Genomic DNA, 24,338 nt, shown 5'->3' with positions numbered 1-24,338 from the left:
GTCGGCGCCTTCCCGTCGCGCTGCTTCTACGGTGGTCCCATGTCGCGGACCCTACTGGTGACGAACGATTTCCCGCCCCGACCGGGGGGCATCCAGTCCTATCTGCACGCCTTCGCGAACCAGCTGCCGTCCGACGACCTGGTCGTCTACGCGCCGCGGTGGCGCGGCGACAGCCATGTGAAGTTCGACGCACGAGTCCCCTTCGAGGTCGTCCGTCATCCCACGACACTGATGCTGCCGACACCCGACGTCGCGCGACGGGCCACGCGGCTGCTCACCGAACACGACTGCGACACCGTCTGGTTCGGAGCGGCTGCACCGTTGGCGCTGCTGGCGCCCGTGCTGCGCCGCGCCGGCGCTCATCGCATCGTCGCCAGCACCCACGGCCACGAGGTGGGATGGTCGATGCTTCCCGCCGCCCGGCAGGCGCTGCGGCGGATCGGCGAGCACACCGACACCGTCACCTACGTCAGTCGTTACACGAGGGGGCGGTTCGCCTCGGCATTCGGCCCCGAAGCGGGTCTCGAACACCTGCCGTCCGGGGTGGACACCGACGTCTTCCGGCCGGATCCGGCGGCCCGCGCCGAACTGCGGGCACGTTACGGTCTCGGCGACCGGCCCACCGTGCTGTGTCTGTCGCGCCTGGTGCCGCGCAAGGGACAGGACGTGCTCATCCGCGCGCTGCCCGCGATCCGGAAGCGGATCGACGGTGCCGTCCTCGTCATCGTCGGCGGCGGACCGTACGAGTCGCGCCTGCGGGAGCTCGCGCGCCGCACGGATGTCGAGGAGCACGTCGTATTCACCGGCACCGTGCCGTCGGCCGAGCTCGCCGCGCACCACACCATCGCTGACGTGTTCGCGATGCCGTGCCGGACCCGCGGCGGCGGTCTCGACGTCGAGGGCCTGGGCATCGTGTACCTCGAGGCGTCCGCGACCGGGGTGCCCGTCGTGGCAGGCCGGTCGGGTGGTGCCCCGGAAACGGTGCGCGACGGTCGCACCGGCTACGTCGTCGACGGCACCTCCGTCACAGCCGTCGCGACCGCGGTGTCCGGTGTCCTCGCCGATCCCGATCGTGCCGCCGCGATGGGCGCGGCCGGTCGAGAGTGGGTCTCCAGCGATTGGAGATGGGACGTCCTGGGCGCAAGATTGCGCGGTTATCTCGACGCCTCGGCGCCCCCGAACGAGACGGTGACGCCGTCGGCGGGGTGACCGGACGGGCCGCCGACGCGATATGTGAAGCTGTTCTGCGTGAGCAGCATTCAGGTGGCGGACCAGACCTTCGTAGCGGCGCCTCCGGAGCGCATCGCCGAGGAGGTCGCGGCCCTCGATCGGTGGCGTGCATGGTGGCCCGATCTCGTACTGACCGTGCGGGAGGACCGAGCCGAGAAGGGCATCCGGTGGACGGTGTCGGGTCCGCTCGACGGAACGATGGAGGTGTGGATCGAGCCGGTTCTCGACGGCGCGGTGATCCACTACTTCCTGCACTGCGAGCCGGCCGGTGTCGCGCCCGAGCGGGTGGCGGGTCTCGACCTCGCGGGAATGAACCGTACGCGCCGGGTCCAAGGGAAGGTGATGACCTTCGAGGTCAAGCAGCGTCTCGAGGCCGGTCGTCCGGCAGGTGAACCGCCGCGACACTGAAGCCACCGAAGGCGCGTCGTCCCGATACCGTTGTTCCCACGGTGTGTGATAGACCCTCGGGGCGGGACTGATCGGTGCACACCCGAGGGACCGAGAAAGGGAGCCGTCACCACATGGCCGAGAAGACGAAGAGGTCGATCACCATCGACGCGCCGGCCGAGCGTGTCATGGAGGTCATCGCAGATTTCGATGCCTATCCGACGTGGGTGTCGGCGGCGAAGACCGTGGAGGTCGTGGAACATCGTCCCGACGGCCGCGCCGAACGCGTGCGCTTCGTCCTCGACGCCGGCATCGTCAAGGACACCTACGTCCTGCGGTACAAGTGGGCGTCCGACAACCGTGCCGTGAGCTGGGAGCTCGAGAGCGGTGAGATCCAGAAGGCCCAGTCCGGTTCGTACGTGCTGACCGAGGCTCCCGGCGGCACCACGGTCGTCGACTACCAGCTCACCGTGGATCTCACGATCCCGATGATCGGTCTGTTCAAGCGCAAGGCGGAGAAGGTCATCACCGACACCGCGTTGAAGGAACTCAAGAAGCAGGTGGAGGGCTGAACGTCCGGCACGCCCCGGCCCGCGTGCGATGGTTCCTCGGAAAGGGCGGCGCCGGGAAGACGACCCTTGCCGCGGCCGAGGCGCTCGCGACCGCCCGTGCGGGAGAACCCGTGCTCGTCGTGTCCATCGACCGGGCGCACTCTCTCGGCGACGTGCTCGACCTGCCTCCGGCCACGAACCGGGACGCCGGCGCGACGGACATCCGCACCGTCGAGGACAACCTCGGCATGGTCGAGATCGACTCGCTGCAGCTGCTCCGCACGCGCTACGCGGTCCTCGCCTCGATGGCGGCGCTCGCCGGGACGCACGAGCACGCAGACCAGTTCGACCTGCCCGAGCCCGACGAACTGACCGGGCTTCCCGGCGTCGAGGAACTGCTCGTGCTCGCCGAGGTCGCGCGACTCGCGGACAGCGGACGGTGGGCTCTCGTCGTCGTCGACGCCCCGGCCTCCGCCGACGCCCTGCGCACCCTCACCGCGCCGCGCACGGTCTCCGATTCGCTGGAACGGATCTGGCCTCAGCACAGCCGGGTCGCGGCGGGCACCGGTCCGGACCCCCGCGCGGGTGTCTTCGTCGCGCTGTTCGATCGGTTGCTGTCGGGGATCACCGCGGTACGCGACCTGCTCGACGATCGCGGACGCAGCGCCGCGGTGATCGTGGCGACGCCCGACTGCGCCGGTCGTGCCGAGCTCGCACGGGTGCGATCGTGGCTCGCCCTGTCCGGCATTCGCGTCGACGCGGTCGTCGTCAACGGCGTCGTCCCCGCGGTGGGCGGTTCGGGTGCGGCTGCACGGCTGCTGGCCGATCAACGGGCCGCGCACGAGGCGATCGTCGCCGAGATCGGGGCGGCCGTCACCGACGTTCCCGTGATCGTGTGCGAGCGCCGTGCTGCGGAGCCGGTAGGGTTGGCAGCTCTGGAGGAGCTCGCCACGGCGCTCCGCCGCGATGCACTCGTTCCCTCGTCGGAGACCGACGAGCCGGTCCGGGTGCAGCACGAATCGGGAACGGGGGTGGAGTCGGTGTACGCGATGCGCATGTACCTGCCGCTCGCCGATCCCGCGTCCCTGACACTCGGACGGATCGGCGACGACCTCGTCGTCGGCGCCGACGGCATGCGACGCCGGGTGCGACTCGCCTCGGGGCTGCGGCGGTGCACCGTCTCCGATGCCGAGTTCGACGGAACCGATCTGGTGGTGCGATTCGTACCGGATCCGGCGGTGTGGCCGCTGTGAGGGACGACCACGAAGCCCTGATCTCCGAGTTGTTGTTGCTCGCCGACGCCGTGCTCGACCGCGTCGAGGGCACGGTGCAGCAGTTCGTCGCCGCGACCGGCGACGCGTCGGCTCATACCGCCCCCGATACCGCGACCGGTTCGACGGCGCCGGGTGACGCCGAGGCCGCGACCACCCCGAACGGGTGCGCGTGGTGCCCGCTCTGTGCCGCCGCAGCCCTGGTTCGCGGCGAGAACCACGAACTGGTCAGCAGGCTGGCGTCGAAACTGGCGGCGTTGATCGCGTTGCTGCGGAAGTTCCTCGCGCAGTTCCTGCCCTCGACCGGTGGCGTCCCGCCCGAGCCGACCCCCGATCCGCCGACACGGGATCGTCCGGCCTTCGAGCCGATCTCCGTCAACCTCCGCACGTGAACACGCACGACCCCGGGCTCACGGTCGGGATCGACATCGGGGGCACGAGCATCCGCGCGGCAGCCGTCGACCGTAACGGCGACGTCGTCGACAGTGTGCGCACGCAGACGCCGTCCTCCGCGGTCGCCCTCGAGAACGCGCTGCACCGGCTCGTCGAGCATCTGCGTGAGCGCAACGACATCGGCGCGGTCGGGCTGGGGGTCGCGGGTTTCCTCACCGAGGACCGCACCACCGTGCGGTTCGCACCGCATCTGCCCTGGCGCGATACGCCGCTCGCCGAGACGCTCACCGAACGCTTCGGGTTGCCGGTCGTCCTCGAACACGACGCCAATGCCGCGGCCTGGGCCGAGTACCGCTTCGGCGCCGCCGCGGGCAGCACGATCGCGGTGATGGTCGCGCTCGGAACGGGCATCGGCGCGGCCCTGCTGCTCGACGGCAGGATCTATCGCGGTGCCTACGGTGTGGCGCCCGAACTCGGTCACCTGCAGGTCGTGCCCGACGGGCGGCCCTGCCCGTGCGGCAAGCAGGGATGTTGGGAGAGGTATTGCAGCGGAACGGGTCTCGTGGACACGATCGTCGAGATGCTCGCGGCCGAACCCGGGCGGTCCGTTCTCGCGGGCGAGATCGCCTCGGATCCCGGATCGCTCACCGGCCGGCGGGTCGCCGGTGCGGCCCACGACGGCGACCCCGTCGCTCTCGCGGCCTTCGACGATTTCGCCCGCAGGCTCGCGCTCGGACTGGCGCTCGTCGCCGACGTCTACGACCCCGAGCTCGTCGTCATCGGGGGAGGAGTCTCCGGTTCCGCGCCGTTGTTCCTCGACGCCGCGCGCGAGCACTACGCGGCCGTGACCACCGGCGCCGGCCATCGTCCTCTCGCGCGCGTCCGGGTCGCGCAGCTCGGCGACGCCGCCGGGCTCATCGGTGCCGCCGATCTCGCCCGATCCGCGATCGAAACCTCACGACCGCCGCTGTAGTCGAATTCCACTGGAGGTGAGATTCGCCGGAGGTGAGATTATCGTCACGTCGACGTTGAAAGGGTGGGGTCGAGCACTGGGGCGATGTGCGAGGGGCAGTCGCGTCGTCGTAGAGTCGACCGGCGGGCGGTGCTGCACCGATCCGTGTGGGGGATGATCGGATTCGGGAAGGATGCCATGTGGTACTGGCTGTTCAAGTACGCCCTCCTGGGGCCGCTGCTGTGGCTCATAGGACGTCCGAAGTTCGAAGGCGGCGAGAACATTCCGGCGCACGGACCGGCGATCCTGGCCAGTAACCACCGGGCCGTCCTCGACTCGTTCTACCTTCCCCTCCTCGTACGTCGGCGCATCACCTTCCTCGCGAAGAGTGAGTACTTCACCGGCACCGGACTCAAGGGCGCCTTCCAGCGCTGGTTCTTCTCGTCCGTCGGGCAGGTCCCCATCGACCGCACCGGCGCCGACGCCGCGCAGGATGCGCTCAACGCCGGGGTCCGGGTGCTCGGCCAGGGCAAGCTGCTCGGCATCTATCCCGAGGGCACCCGCTCACCCGACGGACGCCTCTACAAGGGCAAGACCGGCCTCGCGCGACTGGCGCTGGAGACCGGCGTCCCCGTGATCCCCGTCGCCATGATCGGCACCGACCGGATGAACCCCATCGGGTCGAAGATGTGGCGACCGGCGAAGATCACCGTCCGGATCGGTGAGCCCATCGACTTCTCCCGGTTCGAGGGCATGGGCGGAAACAGGTTCGTGGAGCGCACCGTCACCGACGAGGTCATGTACTCGCTCATGCAGCTGTCGGGCCAGGAGTACGTCGACATCTACGCCGCCTCCCTCAAGAACAAGGGCTCGGCGGACGAGTCGGGGGTCGGGGACACGGGCGCGTCGACGAACGGCAGTGCCGCGACCCCGCCGCAGGATGGTCCCGTCGCGGACCGCGTTCCCGACACGCGTGCCGGGTGAGCAGGTGCGCTACTTCTACGACTGCGAGTTCATCGAGGACGGACGCACGATCGAACTCGTCTCGATCGGTGTCGCCTGCGAGGACGGCCGCGAGTTCTACGCGGTGTCGACCGAGTTCGACCCGACCCGGGCCGGAGCCTGGGTGCGCCGCAACGTCCTCCCGAAGCTCCCGCCCCCGGCGCACCCCGCCTGGAAGTCGCGATCGAGGATCCGCGACGACTTACTGAAGTTCCTCGTGCCACGACCGGGCATCCGGCCCGAACTGTGGGCGTGGATCGGAGCCTACGACCACGTCGTGCTCGTCCAGCTGTGGGGCACCATGCCCGAACTCCCGGACGTCCTGCCCCGCTTCACCCGCGAGCTCCGGCAGTATTGGGAGGACTCGGGCTCACCGCCCCTGCCCCCGGCGCCGGACGACAACCACGACGCCCTCGCCGACGCCCGCCACAACCTCGCAAAGTTCGAAGCGATCGAGGTTGCTCGCCGGTCGCGGTGACGCGGGTAACGGGGTGCTGCGCCGCTTCCGGCCGTCACGCCATATCCTGGACGGGTGAACTGGACTGTCGACGTGCCGATCGACCGCTTGCCCGAACTTCCCCCGTTGCCCGAGGAGCTGCGTGCCAACCTCGACGCGGCGCTTGCAAAGCCGGCGCTGCAGCAGCCCAGCTGGCCCGAGGAACAGGCCGCGGCGATGCGCACCGTGCTCGAGAGCGTGCCTCCCATCACCGTGCCCCGCGAGGTCGAGGAGCTGCAGAACCAGCTCGCCGCCGTCGCTCGGGGTGAGGCCTTCCTCCTCCAGGGTGGCGACTGCGCCGAGACGTTCGCGGACAACACCGAGCCGCACATCAAGGGCAACATCCGCACGCTGCTGCAGATGGCGGTGGTGCTGACCTACGGTGCGTCGACGCCGGTCGTGAAGGTCGCGCGGATCGCCGGCCAGTACGCCAAGCCGCGTTCGTCCGACACCGACGCGCTCGGTCTGCCGTCCTACCGCGGCGACATGGTCAACTCGCTGGTCGCCGATGCCGAGGTGCGCAGGCACGATCCGTCGCGCCTCGTGCGCGCCTACGCGAACGCGAGCGCCGCGATGAACCTCGTGCGTGCCGTCACCGCCGCCGGTGAGGCCGACCTGCACCGCGTGCACGACTGGAACCGGGCCTTCGTCTCGGCCTCGCCCGCCGGTGCCCGCTACGAGGCGCTCGCCTCCGAGATCGATCGTGGTCTGCGATTCATGGACGCTTGCGGTGTCATCGACCCGAATCTGCGCGCGGCGACGATCTATGCCAGCCACGAGGCTCTCGTCCTCGACTACGAGCGCGCGATGCTGCGCCTCGACAACTCGGGCGACAAGCCGCGCCTGTACGACCTGTCGGCCCACTTCCTGTGGATCGGTGATCGCACCCGCCAGCTCGACGGCGCGCACATCGCGTTCGCGGAACTGCTGTCGAACCCGATCGGTCTGAAGATCGGTCCGTCGACCACCCCGGAGATGGCCGTCGAGTACGTCGAGCGCCTGGATCCGCACAACACGCCGGGCCGACTGACCCTGATCTCCCGGATGGGTCACTCGAAGGTCCGCGATCTGCTGCCCGGCATCATCGAGCGCGTCGAGGCCTCCGGTCACAAGGTGATCTGGCAGTGCGACCCGATGCACGGCAACACCCACGAGGCGTCCACCGGCTACAAGACCCGTCACTTCGACCGCATCGTCGACGAGGTGCAGGGCTTCTTCGAGGTGCATCGCGCGCTGGGCACGCATCCGGGTGGCATCCACGTCGAGCTCACCGGTGAGGACGTCACCGAGTGCCTCGGCGGTGCCCAGGACATCTCCGATCTCGACCTGCACGGTCGCTACGAGACGGCGTGCGATCCGCGGCTGAACACGCAGCAGTCGATCGAACTCGCGTTCCTGGTCGCGGAGATGCTCCGCGGTTGATCACAGCGGAGATGCTCCGCGGGTAGGGGACAGGCGGTCGGATCAGGGCAGTGCGGTCAGCGTGACCGTGCTGCCCTGTTCTGCTCTCCGCCCCGCCCCGGGATTCTGGCCGATCACGACCGAGCGGTCGGAGTCGCCGAGTTGCCGCACCTCGACCTCGAATCCGAGGCGGGTGAGCTCGTCGCGGGCCGAGCCCACCGAGCGTCCCAACATCGACGGCACCTTCACTGCATTGGATACAAGGAGGGTGACGGTTCCGCCGGCGCTGACGTCTTCGCCCTCCTCCGGGTCGGTGCCGATGACCCGCCCCTCGTCGACATCGGCGTCGAAGACCTCACGGATGTCCCCGACGGTCAGGCCTGCCTCGTCGAGGATGCGACGCGCCTCGTCGACCGGGCGCCCGGTCAGATCGGGCAGGGTCACGGGCGGCGGTCCCTTGCTGATCACAAGCGCGACCTCGGACCCCACGGGCAGGACGGTGCCGGGCGCGGGGTCGAGCGCGGCCACTCCGCCCTCGGGCACCGTGGTGCTGAACGCGGTACCGCCCTCGACCGGTTCGAAGGTGCGGCTCCGCAGTTCGTCCTCGACGACGGATCTCTCACCGGCGCCGGGAATGGACGGGACGGTGGGTCTGCCGAGCGACACGAGCAACGCGATCGTGTCGCCGTCGGGCACGCGTGAGCCCGCGGTGGGGTCGGTGCCGAGGACGGTGTCGACGGGAACGTCGTCGGAGTACTCGCCCCGGATCTCGCTGGACAATCCGGCCGTCTCGATCGCGGACACGGCCGCCGCCTTGTCGAGTCCCAGCACGGTCGGGACGTCGCTGAGCCGGCCGGCGCCGAGCCACCACCCGGCGATCCCCATGAACAACGCGAGCACGATGATCGCGGCGATCCAACCGGCGGCGGACCGGCGCTGACGGCGGCGGTCGACGGCGTAGTCGGGCGGGGGCGCCACCGGTTCGGTGTCGGGACGCGGATGGGTGCGGGTCGCGACCCGGGTCGGGTGCGGGCGCGTGGCCGGTGCATTCGGGCCGGGCGTGGCCGGCACGGCGGTCTGCACGGTCGTCGGAGCATGCGAGTTCGCGGCCGAGCCGGTAAGCACCGTCGTCGCCGGAGCAGGATCGGCAGGCCCGGAAGCGGCGCCGTCGATGGTGCGGGTCGGTGCCGCGGCATCGGGATCCACCACGGGTGGCGTCCGCACCGCGGATCGTCTCGGAGCCGGAACCCGGTAGCGGGGGAGATCGAGCGTGTCGCATATCTCGCCGAGCGCGACGGCCATCACCTGCGCGTCGGCGTAGCGTTCCGTCGGTTCGCGTTCGGTGGCCCGGCGGACGAAGGCGTCCAGTTCGGGAGGAACCCCGTCGATGGCCGAACTCGGATCCGGCACGTCCTTCTCCACGCGCTGGTATGCCACCGACAGGGACGTGTCGCCGGTGAAGGGAGTGCGGCCGGTGAGCATCTCGTACACGAGCACACCGGCGGAGTAGACGTCGCTACGCGCGTCGGCGCTGCCGACGGTCACCTGCTCCGGAGACAGGTACGCCGCGGTGCCGAGGATCACGCTGCGCGAGGTGGTGGTCGCGGCGGCGACCGCCCGGACGAGCCCGAAGTCGGCGATCTTCACCTCACCGTTGCCGGAGATGAGGATGTTCTCGGGCTTGATGTCGCGGTGCACGAGACCCGCCCGGTGGGCGACGGCCAGGGCTCCGAGGACCGGTGCGGCCACGGCGGCCGCGGCGTGCGGCGGCATCGGCCCGCGTTCGCGCAGCAGCTCGCGCAGGGTGCCGCCCTCGACGAGCTCCATCACGAGGAAGACGTGATCGCCGTCCTGGCCCTGGTCGTAGACCGCGACGAGCCCGGGATGCGTCAATCGCGCGACGGATCTGGCCTCGAACTCGAACCGTGCCAGGAATTGGGGATCGGCCGCGAACTGCGGATCCATGATCTTCACGGCGACGGGACGGTCGAGACGCATGTCGGTGCCGCGGTAGACGGTCGACATGCCGCCCCGCGCGATCTGCGATTCGATGCGATAACGCCGGTCGAGCACGACGCCGACCAGTCGGTCGCCTCCAGCGGTCACCCGGTGTACCCCCGTGTCTCGTGCGTGATGGTGGGACGCCGGTACCCGGGCCTTCGAGGTATCGACGTGACGAAGCTCCGGCTCCGCGTGTGCGGAGCGATTTCGTCCCCGTCGATCGTAGCCAGCTCCCGTGGACGGTAGCCGCGTAGCTGCCTGCGCGGCCGCAGCGATAACGTGGTGGGGTGAGTGCAATTCCTTACTGCGACGACGTTCTCGACCGCTCCGTGCCCGTGGTGCAGCTCGTCGACGTGGCCAAGAGCCTCGGCGTCGCCACCTCCCGCGTACACCAGATGGTGCGCGACCGGCAGCTGCTGGCGTTCAAGCGCGACCGCGTGCCGGTCCTGCCCGAGGCCTTTCTCGACGAGGAAGGAAACGTTCTCAAGGGTCTTCCGGGCCTGATCGCGGTGCTGCACGACGGCGGTTACGAGGACGACGAGATCCTGCGGTGGCTCTTCGCCGAGGACGATTCTCTTCCCGGTGGATGCCCTGTGGCCGCGATGCACACGCAGTCCGCGCGCGAGGTCGTGCGGCGGGCGCAGGCGCTCGCCTTCTGAGTCTCCGGGGCGTCGTTACCGCTTCCGGAGCAGTGAGCCGGCGACGTACTCGGTGATCATGACCGCGGCGCGCGTGCGGCGCGGAACCGTCGCGCGCCGGTCGAGCACCCGGAACCCGCTGCGTTCGACCTCGTCGAGAATCCGCCCGTAGAGCGTGAAGGCTGCGCGGATACCCGGCCGGATCCGGTCGGGGAGTACCTCCAGCCCGGGTTCGGCTTTGCGATATTCGGCGCGGGTCAGCGCGACCGCGTGGGCGAGTGCCCGCCGGACCGTCGGGTCCATCGCGCCGGTGCGCCGGCATTCCTGCAGCAGGTCGATGTCGACCCCGAAGGCCGACCACAGTTCGAGCGGGATGTAGAGACGTCCGCGTTCGAGGTCCTCGCCCACGTCGCGGATGAAGTTGGTGAGCTGGAACGCCGCCCCGAGCGCGGCTGCGGCGGGCGGGGCGGCCGGATCGTCGACGTCGAGGATCGGCAGCAGTTCGAGACCGATCACCGCCGCCGAGCCGTACATGTACTCGCGCAGTTCCTCCATGGTCCCGTAGCGGGGCCGGAACTCGGGCGTGCCGGGCACGTCCATGCGCATGGATCGGATGAACGCCTCGAAATAGTCGATCGGGATGCGGTACTGCCCGATCGTGTCGGCAAGCGCGCGGACCACGAGACCGGTGTGGTCGAGCGGGCCGGGAGCGCCCGCGAGTGCGGCGTGCAGACGGCTGTGCGCGTCGTCGACACCACGGATCGCGGCCTCCGGGTCGTCCACGGCGGTGACGTCGACGATGTCGTCGACGTGTCGGGCGAAGCCGTAGAGCGCGTGCACGGCGTGTCGTCGCGAGGCGGGCAGCAGCCGGGTCGCGAGGTTGTAGGTGCGTCCGTGTTCGGCGGTGAGCTCGGCGCAGTAGGCGTAGGCCCGGGTGAGATCGTCGGCCGCGATCCCCGTGGGGCGCTCAGGCACGGTCGTCCAGGGCAGCGCCGGCGGGTGATGCCGGTCGAGGTCGTAACCGCAGGCGCAGCGGGTCGTAGGTGACCAGCGAACGGGCCGCGACGATCGAGGCGAACACCGCGAGCGCGACGTGCGCGATGTTGTACATCCCGATCGACCCGTCGGGGTTGAAGATCAACATCAGCCATGTCGACAGTGCGACGAGCACCATGAGCACCCGGGGCGACATCGCGAAGGCGGCGGCGACGGCGAGCGGCCAGGAGTAGTACCAGGGCAGCGCGGCGGGCGACAGCAGGGTCACCGCAGTCAGCGCCACGACGATCCCGAAGATCGCGTCGCGCTCGGTGCGGCGGAAGCGCCACCACGCCCACACGAGGATCACCACCAGCGCGATCGCGCAGAGCATGCGTGTGATGTCGAGGACCGATCCGAGCCGCCACGGAGTGACCCAGGTGACGGCGTGCGCCATCATCGTCGGCAGCGACAGCCAGTTGATGATCTTCGACGAGCCGGACAGGGCGGTGAGCCAGCCGATGCCGACACCGGCGAGCAACGAGGTGCCACCGAAGACCGCGGCGAAGACCCCCAGTCCCAGGCCGACGGCCTTGGCGAACAGGCGCACGGGCGCTGCCGGTTCGCGTCCCTCGGCAAGCGCACGATCGCGTTCGTGGATCATCCACACCCACACCAGGAAGGGCAGTGCCAATCCTGCGGTGGCCTTGATCGCGGCGCCGAGGGAGACCAGGGCGATGCCGCCGAGGTGCCGGCCCTCGAGCACGAACACGATGCCGGCGATCATGAGACCGACCATCAGCAGCTCGTTGTGCACACCGCCGACGAGGTGGATCAGTACGAGCGGGTTCAGCACTGCGAGCCACAGGGCAATCGCGGGATTTCCGCCCATGCGACGGGCGAGTTTCGGCACGGCCCACGCCATGAGTGCCAGGCCGGGAAGCATGGTCAGGCGCCACAGCCAGGTGCCCGTCACCACGTTGTCGTCGGTGATGGACGTGATGCCCGCACCGAGCAGCAGGTGGACGGGCCCGTAGGGCGTGGTCGTCGTTGTCCACACATTGCTGACGTTGTCGAGCAGGACGCCCGGATTGACGACCGGGCCCACCTCGTACGGGTCGAAACCGTCGCGCAGCAGTGCGCCCTGCGCGAGGTAGGAGTAGGCGTCGCGGCTGAACATCGGTGTCGCGACCAACAGGGGAGCGGTCCACGCGGGCAGCACCGTCCACAGATCGCGCACCGTGACGTGGCCGGCGAGGGTCGCCCGGCCGACGCGCACCCACGCTGCGATCATGAGGAGCACACCGACCCACAGGATGATCCGCGAGAGCAACTGGCCGTGGCCGAACCGCAGCCACGACAGATAGATGTCCTCGAGCAGCGGGTCGATCCGCCGGACACTGCCCGATCCGAAACTGCCGAAGGTCATGAGTACCGCGCCCCACGCGCCGAGCAGCGCGGCATGGCCGGCGGGACTCCTCAGGAATGCGTGCTTCGGACGCTCACCCTTCGGTGCGGCCGTCCCCTCCGGCGCGGGCGAGGTCTGCGGCTCGGCGTCGGGCGAGGCAGGGGACGACATCGGTACGGTTCCTCCCCCGTGGACGTGTGGATGCGCGGCGCGCAGATAGCTGGCGAACGAGGACAGTTTAGTGGAGACGCGGAGCGTGGTGCGCCCGGTGTCACCGCCTTCGCGGAACACCGAGCCGTTCGGCGGCGAGCCTTCCGGACAACAGCACGGTGGGGACACCGACGCCCGGCACCGTCGCCGACCCCGCGAGCACCACGCCGGGAACGGCCGGATCGAGGTTGCGGCGCCGGAACGGTCCCGTCTGCCGGAAGACGTGAGCGCTCGAGAACGGGCTGCCCGCCTGCATGCCACGAGCGTGCCAGGTGGCCGGCGTGTCGATGTGGTCGACGCGGAAACCGTCCGTGATGCCGCCGTATCCGCGGCGGTCGAGGACGTCGAGCAGTTCGTTGCGATAGGGCGCCGCGAGCTCGGCCCAGGCGAGCGGAGCGCTGTCGAGGTTCGGGCATGGCGCCAGCACCGACAACGGTTCGTGCTCGACGCCCTCACGGGTGAATCGCAGGCCGGGATCGGACAGTGCCGGTCGCGTGATGAGCAGCGAGGGATCCGACATCGGCCGGCCGCGTCCGCGGCTGCGGGTGATCTCCGCGAAGGTGCGGTCCCACTCCCTGCCGAAATCGATCACGTGGTGGTGTTGCGCCGCCCAGCCACGGGTCACCCCGGTGGGGATCGACCCGTGCAGCACGACGGCCGACGGCGCGGCCAGCGTGCGGCGGCACCGTCGGCGCGGCAGCAATCCGTCGACCACCGGGGTGTCGGGGGTCAGGACGGCCGCGTCGCACGGGAAGCGCTGTCCGTCGCGGGTGCGGACACCGTCGACCCGACCGGCGGAGAGGTCGAGCGAGGTCACCTCCCGGCCGAGTTCGAGCCGTCCGCCGGCCTCGACGAACGCCGCGGCCATCGCGCGGGCGACCGACCGCATGCCGCCGTCCACCGCGTACACGCCCAGCGACGTGTCCATGTGGGCGATGGCCCCGTAGACGGCGAGGGCCCGTGCCGGAGCGACCCCCGCGTACAGCGCCTGGAAGGTGAAGACGCGGCGCAGGCGCGGGTCGGTGACCCTGCGGTTCACCTGCGCGCCGAGCCTGCCGAACCCGCCCAGTCGGAGCAGACGCGCCAGATCGCGCAGCGCCGCCGGGGACGAGACCAGGTCGAGCGGCGAGTCGAAACTCGCGTCCATGAAGCGGTCGAACTCGGCGTCGAAGATGTCGGCGAGCCACGCGCGCAACCCCAGATAGCGGCGTGCCTCGTCGGGACCGCACACCCGTGAGATCTCCGCGACCATGGCGTCGGGGTCGGAGTGCACGTCGATCGAGGTGCCGTCGGCGAACCGCGCGTGATAGGCGGGGGACAGTCGCCGGGTGCGCAGGGCCGGCCGGACGGAGTTGCGGTCGGTGCCCACCGCGGCGAGCGCGTCGTCGATCAACTCGGGCATCGTCAGCACGGTGGCGCCGTTGTCGATCTCGTAGCCCGGGCCGTGATAGCTGCCGACCCGGCCGCCGACGTCGTCGGCGCGTTCGAGCACCGTGACGTCCTTACCGGCGCCGCGCAGGTACAGTGCCGCCGACAGACCGGCGAGACCGGCACCGACCACGACGACCCGGTCGGCTCCGGGAACGGTCCGCACCGCCGTCACGCCACCCGTCGCGTCGCCGCGACCGCCGACTCGCGCAGAAGGGCCTTGCCCTCCTCGGTGGCGCCGGACGCCTCGAGCGCCTCGAACGCGCTGTCGGTCAGTTCCGAGATGCGGTCCTCGATTCGGGCGACCGCGCCGAGATCGACGAGCAGCGAGCGGAGGTGCTCGACCTGCGCGTCGGACAGATCGGTCCCGATCGAGGTGCGCAGCAGCTCGGCCGCGGCCGGATCGGAGGCATCGGCCGTCTCCAGTGCCAGCGCGTACAGGACGGTCCTCTTGCCCGAGCGCAGGTCGTCGCCCGAAGGCTTGCCGGTGACCTCGGGGTCGCCGAAGACACCGAGCAGGTCGTCGCGCAGCTGGAACGCCAGGCCGATGTCGGTGCCGAAGCGGCGGTATGCGGCGATGAGGTCGTCGTCGGCGCCGGCGAGGGCAGCGCCGATGTGCAGGGGGCGTTCGATCGTGTACGCCGCGGTCTTGAACCGGTTGACCCGCGTAGCGGCCTCCACCGATTCGTCCGCCGCCACTTCGTTGGCGATGTCGAGGTACTGCCCGCCGAGCACTTCGGTGCGCATCGCGGTCCAGGCCGGGACCACGCGCGCGACGGTCGCGGGGTCGAGCCCCGCCGAGTGCAGCATGTCGTCGGCCCAGACCAGGGCGAGGTCGCCGAGCAGGATCGCGACCGACTCGCCGAACTGCTCCGGCCTGCCGTGCCAGCCGGCCTTCCGGTGCTGCTCGGTGAACTCGACGTGCACGGTGGGGAATCCGCGGCGCATGGTGGAGGCATCGATGATGTCGTCGTGGACGAGCGCCGCGGCCTGCACGAGCTCGAGCGCGGAGCACGCCTGCAGGACGGCCTCGGCGTCCGGCCCGGTCGGGTCACCACCGGCGCCGAGCCAGCCCGTCCAGGCGAAACGCGGACGCACCCGCTTGCCGCCGCGCAGCACGAATGCCTCGAGCGTGTCGACGGCCTGCCGGTATCCATTGCCCACCGAGTCGACCAGGTCGGAGCGTGAGGTGAAGAACTGCCGGAGGGAGTCCTCCACCCGATGGGGGAGCTGCTCGGCAGACAGGTGAACGGCGCCGGTAGACAGGACGAAACCTCCAGGTCGATGGGTGACGGCACCTCGGAGGCGGGTGAGCCGGAGGTGCCGCGACCAGCCTATCCGCACAGTCGGGTCGTCGCCGGTAGCGACCGCCCCGGGGGCGCCACCTATGCTGGACCGGTGACAAGCGACTTCGTCAGGGCAACCGAGGACGGCGGGATTTCTCGGACCCCGTCGATCGTGGACCGTCTCGGGTCCGCGCGTTCGGGCCGCATTCCGTTCTCCGTCGAGTTCTCCCCGCCTCGCGACGCCGAGGCCGAGGGACGACTGTGGCGCGCCGTGCGGACGTTCGAACGTCTCGGCCCGGCCTTCGTATCGATGACCTACGGCGCCGGGGGCTCCACCCGCGACCGTACGGTCCGGGTCACCGGACGCCTCGCCGAGGAGACCACCCTCCTGCCGGTCGCGCACCTCACGGCCGTCGGGCACAGCATCGACGAACTGCGCGCGATGGTCGGCGCCTACGCCGACCGCGGCATCACCAACATCCTCGCGCTGCGCGGTGACCCGCCGGGCAACCCGCTCGGCGAGTGGGAAAAGCACCCCGAAGGTCTCGAATACGCCGACGAGCTCGTGCGTCTGGTGCGCGAGCTCGGCGACTTCCACGTGGGCGTCGCGTCGTTCCCCGAAGGACACCACCGGTCCCCGGACCTCGATCACGACACCCGCTATCTCGTGCAGAAGCTCCGTGCGGGTGCCGAGTACTCGATCACCCAGATGTTCTTCGACGTCGAGCACTACCTGAGGCTGCGCGACCGGGTCGTGGCCTGCGACGCCGAGCAGGGGCTCAAGCCGATCATCCCCGAGATCATGCCCATCACGTCGCTGCGCTCGGCGCGGCGCAGCCTCGAACTGTCGGGTTCGCATCTGCCGCCCGTTCTCGAGGAGCGGCTGCGGCGCGCGGCAGGCGACGGTCCGGAGGAGAACCGCGCCGCGGTGCGCGAGGTGGGCATCGAGGTGGCGACGGAGATGTGCGAGCGGCTGATCTCCGAGGGTGCGCCGTGCCTGCACTTCATCACGCTCAACTTCGCCCGCGCGACCGGCGAGGTGCTCGACCGCCTCGGCTACGAACTCGAAGCTCCCGCCGCGGTGCAGCCGGCCTGACATCCGGCCCGCGCCGGTTCGGGGTCAGGGCAGGACGCGGGCCTTCCACGCCGCGCGTCCGCTGCGCCGTGCCCGGATCGACGACGCCGTGAGCGCACCGACCGCCAGGACCGATGCCGGGTGCGCCGCGGCGTCCAGCAGATCGTCGACGGGACGGTCCGGAGCGTCCGGGTGTCGGCGTCCTCCCCGCTCGGTGACGCGCGCGAGAAGGCGTGACGTCACGCCCGCGGTGGCACCGGCCACGCCCCAGCGTCGCGTCCGTCCCCCGCCGAGAAGCGCCGCGGCCGGGGGCACGAAGTAGGCGAGGAGATACAGCGCGACCACCGCGGCCGCCCCCACCGGGGATCCGAACGCCGACCACAACCAGCGGGTGTAACCGCCGATCAGCGGGCGGGCTCCGTCGTACATCCGGCACGACGCCAGTCCGCCCGCGGCCGCGACCGTCGTAGGCAGTCCGGCGCGACGCAGCGTCCGGGCCAGATCCAGATCCTCCGTGGGACTCGCCGCGACCGCGGCGTGCCCGCCGATCGCCGCGTAGGCGCGCGCGTCGAAGACGAGGAACTGTCCGCACGCGACCGCCATCGACGGCCGGTGGGTGCGGTGCGAGACCGCGACGGGGAGCAACGAGAACCACGACCAGAACAGCAGGGGCTGCACGAGCCGTTCGAGCGCCGATCCGGTGAGCTGGTACGGGAACGGTGAGACGAGCGCGGCGTCCTGGTGGCGCAGCAGAGCGACGGCGGCGGCGAGCGCGTCGGGTGCGAGCCGGACGTCCGCGTCGACGAACACGACGATGCCGCTGTCGGTAGTCGATCCGGCGTGGGCGACGGCTGCGGCGCACGCGGCCGCCTTCCCGGTCCATCCTTCGGGCGGTGGCTGTGTCGATCGGACGACGGTGATGCGCTCGTCGCCCTCGGCCGCGGCCGTGGCCAGGTCGGCGGTGCCGTCGGACGAGTCGTCGTCGAGGATCACCACGCGCAGGGCGTGCAGTCCTGTCTGTGCCCGCAGGTCGGACACGATCGCGGCGATGCGGGGCGCCTCGTCGCGGGCGGGGACGACGACGGTGACCTGCTCGTCGACCACCGGTCCCGGCACGAGACGAGGGAGCGAGACCCGGTTCGCGACGGCAACGGCCGCGCCGTAGGAGGCGACGAGAGCGCCACCGGCGACGAGTCGCGTGAGACCGGGGGACGGGTCGCGCGGAAGGCGGGTCAGGACCGCGTCCCGTTCGCCGACGACCACTGCGGCGCGGGATTGCGGGTGAACCAGGCCGCGCCGGCGATGATCAGCGTGACACCGAAGGCGCCGCCGGCCATGATTCCGGCCCAGCCCGCGAAACCGCGCGTGTTGGGATCGGCGTAGCGCACCTCCGCGCGGAGGGTGCTCACCTCGCCGGCCGGAATCTTCCAGGTCACGACCGAATCCGACTCGCGGGTGCCGTTGGTGGTCGCCACCCGGGCGGGGAACGCGATGGTGAACTGCACGTCGGTCCCCTGGGTGGGAGCGGACTCGAGATCCACACGTCCGTTCAGTGCCACCAGATCGCCCGAGCGCTGCAGGTTGAGCTGGAACATGCCGGCGCTCTGATCGGACATCGTGGCGAGCTGCTGGACGTCGCCGAAGGTGAGGTCGTTGAAGAAGACCTGGCTCCCGACGTAGCCGTCCTGTGAGTACTCCTGCACCCGCACCTTCCCGGCCAGGGCCGAGGGAGCGGTGAGTTCGGGGCCGGGATCGTTTTCGTCGGCGGGGATGGTCGCGGCGACGATCTGCCCCGACACACGGTCGTCGGAGGAGATCCCCATCGTCGCCTGCACGCGCAGGCAGCCGGTGAGGAGCGGGAGGCCGAGGAGCACGAGCCCCACGACCGCGACGACACGACGGCGGACGGACAGGATGGACGACTGCACGGAGAACATGGTGCCAGGCACGGTCATCCTCGTCGGTTCTTCGGGTCGCTCGCGGCGAGTCGTGCCTCGTCCCGCCCGGGGCCGGACACGCTTGCGCGCCACGACCGGACGAGTGAGACCAGCAGGGGAAGACCCAGCACCCCCATGACGACCAGCCCGTAGACCGCGGAGTAGCCGAGTTGGGGAGCGTCGAGGAATACGCTGTGGGCGAGGGCCGAACCGAGCCACGTCCACAGGAACAGCGCAATCGGCACGGCGTCGTGCCGGGGCGCGTCGGCACGGTCCGAGCGGGAGTCGACGAGCACGAGTACGGTCGCCATGATCGCGGCGACGAGGAGCCAGCCCGCGTAGTTGGTGAGCGGGATGTGCTCGATCCCGGGCAGGCCGCCGGCGTTGCACCACGACCAGTGCCCGTCCGCCACCATCTGGGGGTCGAGATAGAGATCCCAGCCCAGCATGCCGACGGTGACCGCCGCGACCCTGCCGGGACCGTTGCGGACGAGGCGGGAGGCTACGCACCAGACGGGGTACAGGCCCGCCGACCACGCCAGCGGCACCACCAGCGGGACGTCGAGTGCGGCCGGCCCGAGCCTGTCGGTGACGTAGCTGTAGCAGCCGTAGGGATAGCCGGTCATCGTGCCGACCACCTCGGACAGATACCCGATGCCCGCCGAGCTGACGAACAGGACGACGGCGAAGGTGATGCCGCGGTTCAACGCGGCGTGGACGAGGCAGGCGGCGGTGAGCAGCGTGACGACCGCGACGGTCGCGGCGTCCCGGGCGCCGCCCTCGGTGAGGGGATAGGCGATCTGGGCGAGGACCGCGGCGACGGCCGGGACGATCGGAAGGACCGTCCGCCACCGGGCCGGTCGGGGCGGTGCGGGGACGCGGGTGTCGGTCACCGCGACACCCAGCCCTTCACGCGGTCCACGAGACTGCCCTTGGCGTCGGCGAGGGCGACCCGGGCGGCGTTGCGGCCGCTCGCACCGGAGACTCCACCACCGGGATGGGTCGAGGCGCCGGTGAGATAGAGGCCGGGCGCGTCGGGCACCCGGTAGCCGGACAGCTCCGGCAGCGGACGCCACAGGAACATCTGGTCCAGCGACATCTCCACGTGCATGACGTTCCCGCCGAGCAGGCCGAGTTCGCTCTCGATGTCCGCGGGGGTCTGCACGTGGCAGTGCTCCACGCTCGCGGTGAAGCCGGGAGAGCGCGTCTCCATCTCGGCGAGGATGCGGTCGGTCTCGGCGCCGGCGATGTCCGCCCAGCGACGTCCGCCGCGCAGCGCGTACGGATGCCACTGGGACCACAGCGTGATCTGGTGCTTGCCGTCGGGTGCGATCGTCGGGTCGAGGGCGGAGAAGCTCATCGCGAGGACGGTGGGTCGCGGGGGCAGGTCTCCCGCCATCGCGGCACCGTGCGCGGCGCGCAGGTGGGCGCGGTCGTCGACGAGCAGTTGCAGACCGGAGGTCGTCGATTCGGGCTCGTCGCAGCCGCGGTAGCGGGGCAGCGAGTCGGTGCCGAGGCGCAGGACCATGCCGATGCCCGGACCGACCCGCATGCTGCGACGCCAGCCCTCGAGCCGGTCGCGGTCGTATCCGCCGCGGTCGAGCAGATCCAGCGTGGTCAGCACGTGGCATCCGGCGACGACCCTGCGGGCTTGCACCGAGCGTCCCGATTCGGTGCGCACGGTCCACAGATCGCCGGTCCGGCGGATCTCGGTGGCGGCGTCGCCGCAGGTCACCGTGCCGCCATCGGACCGCAGCCGCGACAGCAGGGCCTGGGTGAGCGCACCGCTTCCGCCGATCGCGCGACCCGGGGGAAGGGTGTGCATGAGGGCGGCGAAGCCCACCATCGCCGCGGTGCCGGGTTCGGACATGGGCGGGCCGGACTGCGCGCCGAACCAGGCGAGGGCCGCCTTGAGGGGTTCGTCGTCGAAGTACTCGTCGAGCAGGCTGTCGCCGGTGGTGAGGAACCGGCGGGACAGGGCGCTGCCACCCTCACCCGCGTCGAGTCCCCAGAACGAGGACAGCAGGTGCCGGCCGGTCGGGGGACGGGTGAACGACGTCATCACCGCCGCGCTGCGCGGGCCCCAGTCCTGCACGAAGCGGCGGTACGCGTCGGCCTCGCGGCGTCCGCAGGCGGCCTCGACGGAGGCGCAGGTCCGGTCGAGATCGCGGTGGAAGACGATGCCGGGACGGTCGAAGTCCGCCGGGGGCGGCGCGTACGCCCACGGGTCGCAGTCGATGTAGCGCAGGCCGTGGGCGGCGAGATCGAGTTCCTCGACGATCCCGGAGTGGCGCACCATGATGTGCGCCGAGGAGCCGCGGTCGACGGCATATCCGGGGAAACGTTCGACGGTGGAGACGGCGCCGCCCGGCACGGTGTCGCGTTCGAGAACCTCCACCGACCATCCGCCGCGGGCGAGATAACACGCGGAGACCAGGGCGTTGTGGCCCGAGCCGACGACGACGACGTCGAGTGTGGCGTTCATGGGGTACCGCTTCCGTCCGGATCGCCGATCGTGTGATGGTGGTGCGGAACGAGGTCCGGCTCGAGGGGCAGGCTCCTGCCGAGGACCGCGAACGGGCGGGCGTCGCCGGTGAAGACGAACCGGCGGACGACGTCCTGGAATCCGAACCGACGGTACAGCCGCCACGCCCGGTTGTCCTCGCCCGGCACCTCGGGTGTCGACAGCAGTACGGCCGCTTCCGTGCGTTCCCGCAGCAGCGCCGACAGGAGCAGTTCACCGATGCGGCGTCCCTGCATGTCGGGTCGGACGTGCAGTTCGGTGAGCTCGAAGTAGTCGGAGAGAACGCGATCGATCTCCTCGGGGGACCGTCCGGAATGGCGCATGCCGGCGCGCACCTGCTGGTGCCACCACTGGCGGGTGTCGCCCCGGTAGCCGTACGCGATCCCGACGACGGTGTCCGGATCCTCGGGGAGGCTCGCGGCGAACGCCTGCCAACCCGCGCGGGCCGAATGCTCGGACCACATCGGCGCGCGGTGGTACTCCGTGCCTCGGGGATATCGCATCGCCGCGACGTAGACGGTCAGCAGCGAGGGCAGGTGCGCACGGAAGTCCGCGGGGGAGAGCTCGGTGAGGATCGGGGCGTCCTGGCAGGGATCGGTGGTCATGCGTGACTCGTTCGGGTGGCTCGCGGTGCGTCGGAGGTGCTCGGGTCTCGCTGATCGTTCGGGATGACGTGGCCGCCTTCTCTTGACGGGTTGTCGGTGGGTCCAGCTATATTGAATACGTCGAACGCATGTTCGACATCGGTGATCCGGGGATGTTCGAGGGAAGCGAACATCCCCGGATCACCCTGGGGTCTCCCGCTCGGCGTCCGTGTCGGGCCTCACTCGAGGACAGTGATCTCCGTTCCTCGGCGTTTCGGCGGGAATGCCACCGGATACCGCTCGTTGTAGCGAGTGGTGAGACCACGCCGAGGAGGTGCGTGAACATGGCCAACGGTCAGGTCGCGAGTCGAGGCCCGCGCCGAACGTCTCCCACGCTCGGGCCGTCCGCATGCATCGACCATGCCACCTCGGCGCGCGCGGCGACGCTGCTGCGCAAGGCCGACGATCTGCTTTCCGGTGCCGCCGGTGCCGGCGATCCGGGCGAGCGGTTCCGCCTCGCCTACCTGGCGGCGCTGCGCGGTGCCGGTGCGGTGGTCGCGGCCGCGGAGCTGCGCTCCGGGATCCGGTCCCGCCGACCCGCGACGCGCAACGCATGGGCACTCATGGCGCGCGCCGACGAGTCCTTCGCCGTCTGGGCCGACTACTTCGCCGATCGCTCCGCCACCCGCACCGCGGTCGAGGCGGGGGTCGCGCAGGCGGTGGGAGCCGACGAATCCGGTGCCTTCTACGACGAGGTGGGCCACTTCCTGCACGATGTGGAGGGCTATCTCGACGCCGAAGCAGAGCCGGAGGTCGGTGTCGGTGGGTGACTTTCGCCCCTTCACGAGGGCCTTCGCCGACGACGGGATCGAACTCACGTGTGGAGTTTGTGGTCCACAGCGACATCTGCTCGTATTATTGACTCAGGCGGCCGTACGGACGGCCCCCCACCGGATTCGCCCCACGGATCCGGTGGCCACCGTTTAGTGCCGGGGGAGGTACCGTGCCACTCTCCGAGCACGAGCAGCGCATGCTCGATCAGATCGAGAGCGCGCTCTATGCTGAGGATCCCAAGTTCGCCTCGACCGTGCGTGGCAGCCGGTTGGGGATGGCGTCGAACCGGCGGCGGCTACAGGCCGGCGCATTGTTCGTGTTGGGCCTGACGCTGCTGATCGCCGGCGTTGCCCTGCCGCTCAAGCCGGGCGGCTTCCCGATCATCAGTCTGCTCGGGTTCCTCGTGATGTTCGCCGCCGGAGTCTTGTTGCTCCTCGGCGGTCGTCGGCCGTCGACTCCCGGGGCGACGGGCGGTAGTTCCGGTTCCGGAAAGTCCGGTCGAAGTTCCCGCGGCGGCAAGAAGTCCTCGGGTGGTGGCTTCACCAACCGCATGGAAGAGCGGTTCCGGAGGCGTTTCGAGCAGGACTGACCTCCTCGACCATCAGGTGTACCGACGACGGCGCGACCCACGGGTCGTGCCGTCGTCGTTCGTGTGCAGACCTTTCACCGACCCGGCGTGGTCCGCCTCTCCGCCCCTCTGTCCCTCCACTACCGCGCCCCACTCGCGCAATCTCCGTCTCCCCACCGCCTCCCACCTCGGCTCCGGCCGCAGTGTTTTCCCTGGTCGCCGATTGCTCGGCCCTCGCTCCGCCGGTGGGGCGGATCGTCGGGGCGCCGACAGCGGTGGATCCGTCGTCGTCACGCGAGCGCGTGTCCCCATTTTCCGCCACCTGCTCTGAGCTGGGAATGTGACGACAACACGCGCGGCCGGGCGGCAGTAATCCGTTTCCGGTGGGGCAAAGTGGGGTAATGTGGGGCGCGGCGGGACAAGGTGTCCTGTCGCGCGAAGCATCCGTCCGGCAGCGGGGAGGCGCCGAGTGTTCCTCGGTACCTACACCCCGAAGTTGGACGACAAGGGCCGGCTGACACTGCCGGCGAAGTACCGAGACGAGCTGGCGGGAGGGTTGATGATCACGAAGGGGCAGGATCACAGCCTCACCGTGTTCCCTCGCGACGAGTTCGCCGCTCTGGCCGAACGCGCTGCGAGTGCCTCACGGAGCAACCCTCAGGCACGTGCGTTCCTGCGGAGTCTCGCGTCGGGAACGGAGGAGCAGCGACCCGACTCACAAGGCCGGATCACGCTGTCGTCAGCCCACCGCAAGTACGCCGGTCTCACCAAGGACTGCGTGGTGATCGGTTCGGTCAGGTACCTCGAGATCTGGGACGCGACGGCATGGGAGACCTACCTCGCCGAGCACGAAGAAGACTTCTCGGAAGCGAGAGACGAAGCACTACGCGACATCTTGTAACCACGGCTCGGGTTGCGCGGCGAGTGCCGCGAGGCCTCTGCCCGATGTGCCGGCCCTGACGCACTTCCCCAGCGCCAGGTACGGACCGGAGGGCCCTGACGCACTTCCCCGGCGTCAGGTCTCTTCGGACTCGGACAGAGACCTCGAGGCATTCGCCGTCTTCCGTATCCACCCCCGTGGCGGCGAGCACGGTATCGAGACGAGCGACAGGCAGGCACGAGGCATACCACCGTCCACCCGACGAGTACCCGACAGACCGTAAGCGGCCCGAGCAGGATTCCGGAGG

The 24,338-nt window shown here is 70.4% G+C and carries 24 protein-coding genes; 14 read left to right on the top strand and 10 right to left on the bottom strand.

Annotation, left to right across the window (positions count from 1 at the left end):
• Positions 1-39 precede the first annotated feature (39 nt).
• From BO226_RS10725 to BO226_RS10685, 9 genes are all read left to right on the top strand, one after another.
• On the top strand, positions 40-1,209 hold the full coding sequence (locus BO226_RS10725) for a glycosyltransferase family 4 protein (RefSeq protein WP_006554171.1): 1,170 nt from the start codon (positions 40-42) through the stop codon (positions 1,207-1,209).
• Between the two features lie 39 nt (positions 1,210-1,248).
• Positions 1,249-1,638, top strand: coding sequence for a hypothetical protein (locus BO226_RS10720; RefSeq protein WP_024101289.1), 390 nt, complete (start codon positions 1,249-1,251; stop codon positions 1,636-1,638).
• 113 nt (positions 1,639-1,751) lie between these two features.
• A complete protein-coding gene (locus BO226_RS10715; RefSeq protein ID WP_006554169.1) occupies positions 1,752-2,189 on the top strand; it encodes an SRPBCC family protein in 438 nt (145 codons plus the stop codon).
• Positions 2,190-2,212: 23 nt separating this feature from the next.
• Positions 2,213-3,421: an ArsA family ATPase gene (locus BO226_RS10710; RefSeq protein ID WP_071935192.1), complete on the top strand. Its 1,209-nt coding sequence runs from the start codon at positions 2,213-2,215 to the stop codon at positions 3,419-3,421.
• The gene (locus BO226_RS10705; protein ID WP_033097590.1) at positions 3,409-3,831 is read left to right on the top strand and encodes a hypothetical protein; all 423 of its coding nucleotides are present in this window, start codon (positions 3,409-3,411) and stop codon (positions 3,829-3,831) included. Before BO226_RS10710 ends, BO226_RS10705 begins: the two co-directional genes overlap by 13 nt.
• Positions 3,828-4,805 (top strand): ROK family glucokinase, encoded by a 978-nt coding sequence (locus BO226_RS10700; RefSeq protein ID WP_024101286.1) that lies wholly within the window; start codon positions 3,828-3,830, stop codon positions 4,803-4,805. The genes BO226_RS10705 and BO226_RS10700 overlap by 4 nt, the downstream gene beginning before the upstream one ends.
• 177 nt (positions 4,806-4,982) lie before the next feature.
• On the top strand, positions 4,983-5,768 hold the full coding sequence (locus tag BO226_RS10695) for a lysophospholipid acyltransferase family protein (RefSeq protein ID WP_006554165.1): 786 nt from the start codon (positions 4,983-4,985) through the stop codon (positions 5,766-5,768).
• A 4-nt stretch (positions 5,769-5,772) separates the two neighbouring features.
• Entirely contained in the window at positions 5,773-6,264 is a 492-nt protein-coding gene (locus BO226_RS10690) for a polyadenylate-specific 3'-exoribonuclease AS (protein ID WP_006554164.1), read from the top strand.
• Between the two features lie 54 nt (positions 6,265-6,318).
• Positions 6,319-7,704, top strand: a complete 1,386-nt coding sequence (locus tag BO226_RS10685) for a class II 3-deoxy-7-phosphoheptulonate synthase (protein ID WP_006554163.1) — start codon at positions 6,319-6,321, stop codon at positions 7,702-7,704.
• A 42-nt stretch (positions 7,705-7,746) separates the two neighbouring features.
• Here BO226_RS10685 and pknB read toward each other — a convergent pair whose 3' ends face one another.
• Positions 7,747-9,789, bottom strand: a complete 2,043-nt coding sequence (gene pknB / locus BO226_RS10680) for a Stk1 family PASTA domain-containing Ser/Thr kinase (RefSeq protein ID WP_071935191.1) — start codon at positions 9,787-9,789, stop codon at positions 7,747-7,749.
• 182 nt (positions 9,790-9,971) lie between these two features.
• Between pknB and BO226_RS10675 the strand changes: the two genes are divergently transcribed.
• Positions 9,972-10,343 (top strand): Rv2175c family DNA-binding protein, encoded by a 372-nt coding sequence (locus BO226_RS10675; RefSeq protein WP_024101284.1) that lies wholly within the window; start codon positions 9,972-9,974, stop codon positions 10,341-10,343.
• 15 nt (positions 10,344-10,358) lie between these two features.
• On the opposite strand, the gene BO226_RS10670 is transcribed toward BO226_RS10675, so the two are convergent.
• The 4 genes from BO226_RS10670 to BO226_RS10655 form a co-directional block, all read right to left on the bottom strand.
• Complete coding sequence (locus BO226_RS10670) at positions 10,359-11,297, bottom strand: phytoene/squalene synthase family protein (RefSeq protein WP_083543619.1); 939 nt, start codon at positions 11,295-11,297, stop codon at positions 10,359-10,361.
• Positions 11,290-12,876, bottom strand: a complete 1,587-nt coding sequence (locus tag BO226_RS10665) for an alpha-(1->6)-mannopyranosyltransferase A (RefSeq protein WP_019289764.1) — start codon at positions 12,874-12,876, stop codon at positions 11,290-11,292. The genes BO226_RS10670 and BO226_RS10665 overlap by 8 nt, the downstream gene beginning before the upstream one ends.
• Positions 12,877-12,976: 100 nt before the next feature.
• The gene (gene crtI / locus BO226_RS10660) at positions 12,977-14,509 is read right to left on the bottom strand and encodes a phytoene desaturase family protein (RefSeq protein ID WP_071936414.1); all 1,533 of its coding nucleotides are present in this window, start codon (positions 14,507-14,509) and stop codon (positions 12,977-12,979) included.
• A gap of 5 nt (positions 14,510-14,514) precedes the next feature.
• Positions 14,515-15,561, bottom strand: coding sequence for a polyprenyl synthetase family protein (locus BO226_RS10655; protein ID WP_071935190.1), 1,047 nt, complete (start codon positions 15,559-15,561; stop codon positions 14,515-14,517).
• A gap of 219 nt (positions 15,562-15,780) precedes the next feature.
• Here BO226_RS10655 and metF point away from each other — a divergent pair, with 219 nt between their 5' ends.
• On the top strand, positions 15,781-16,725 hold the full coding sequence (gene metF, locus BO226_RS10650) for a methylenetetrahydrofolate reductase [NAD(P)H] (RefSeq protein ID WP_170318569.1): 945 nt from the start codon (positions 15,781-15,783) through the stop codon (positions 16,723-16,725).
• A gap of 24 nt (positions 16,726-16,749) precedes the next feature.
• Here the strand turns inward: metF and BO226_RS10645 are convergent, their stop codons facing one another.
• Genes BO226_RS10645 through BO226_RS10625 form a run of 5 tightly spaced genes read right to left on the bottom strand, consistent with a single transcriptional unit; the run spans position 16,750 to position 21,770 of the window.
• A complete protein-coding gene (locus tag BO226_RS10645; RefSeq protein ID WP_019289761.1) occupies positions 16,750-17,967 on the bottom strand; it encodes a glycosyltransferase in 1,218 nt (405 codons plus the stop codon).
• Positions 17,937-18,659: an LppM family (lipo)protein gene (locus BO226_RS10640; RefSeq protein WP_006554154.1), complete on the bottom strand. Its 723-nt coding sequence runs from the start codon at positions 18,657-18,659 to the stop codon at positions 17,937-17,939. The genes BO226_RS10645 and BO226_RS10640 overlap by 31 nt, the downstream gene beginning before the upstream one ends.
• On the bottom strand, positions 18,656-19,534 hold the full coding sequence (locus BO226_RS10635) for a carotenoid biosynthesis protein (protein ID WP_006554153.1): 879 nt from the start codon (positions 19,532-19,534) through the stop codon (positions 18,656-18,658). The genes BO226_RS10640 and BO226_RS10635 overlap by 4 nt, the downstream gene beginning before the upstream one ends.
• On the bottom strand, positions 19,531-21,126 hold the full coding sequence (locus tag BO226_RS10630; protein ID WP_071935189.1) for a phytoene desaturase family protein: 1,596 nt from the start codon (positions 21,124-21,126) through the stop codon (positions 19,531-19,533). Before BO226_RS10630 ends, BO226_RS10635 begins: the two co-directional genes overlap by 4 nt.
• On the bottom strand, positions 21,123-21,770 hold the full coding sequence (locus BO226_RS10625; RefSeq protein WP_024101276.1) for a GNAT family N-acetyltransferase: 648 nt from the start codon (positions 21,768-21,770) through the stop codon (positions 21,123-21,125). Before BO226_RS10625 ends, BO226_RS10630 begins: the two co-directional genes overlap by 4 nt.
• 323 nt (positions 21,771-22,093) lie before the next feature.
• On the opposite strand from BO226_RS10625, the gene BO226_RS10620 reads away from it, so the two are divergent.
• The 3 genes from BO226_RS10620 (at position 22,094) to mraZ (ending at position 24,052) form a co-directional block, all read left to right on the top strand.
• Positions 22,094-22,579: an SAV_6107 family HEPN domain-containing protein gene (locus tag BO226_RS10620; protein ID WP_071935188.1), complete on the top strand. Its 486-nt coding sequence runs from the start codon at positions 22,094-22,096 to the stop codon at positions 22,577-22,579.
• A 173-nt stretch (positions 22,580-22,752) separates the two neighbouring features.
• A complete protein-coding gene (locus BO226_RS10615) occupies positions 22,753-23,172 on the top strand; it encodes a DUF3040 domain-containing protein (RefSeq protein WP_024101274.1) in 420 nt (139 codons plus the stop codon).
• Between the two features lie 448 nt (positions 23,173-23,620).
• Entirely contained in the window at positions 23,621-24,052 is a 432-nt protein-coding gene (mraZ, locus tag BO226_RS10610) for a division/cell wall cluster transcriptional repressor MraZ (RefSeq protein WP_006554148.1), read from the top strand.
• The last annotated feature ends 286 nt before the right edge of the window (positions 24,053-24,338 follow it).

This window comes from Rhodococcus sp. 2G (assembly GCF_001886355.1).
In the GTDB taxonomy this organism is placed as follows: domain Bacteria; phylum Actinomycetota; class Actinomycetes; order Mycobacteriales; family Mycobacteriaceae; genus Rhodococcus; species Rhodococcus pyridinivorans.
The sequence above is the reverse complement of the archived record's forward strand: the minus strand, read 5'-3'. Positions and strand labels throughout refer to the sequence as shown.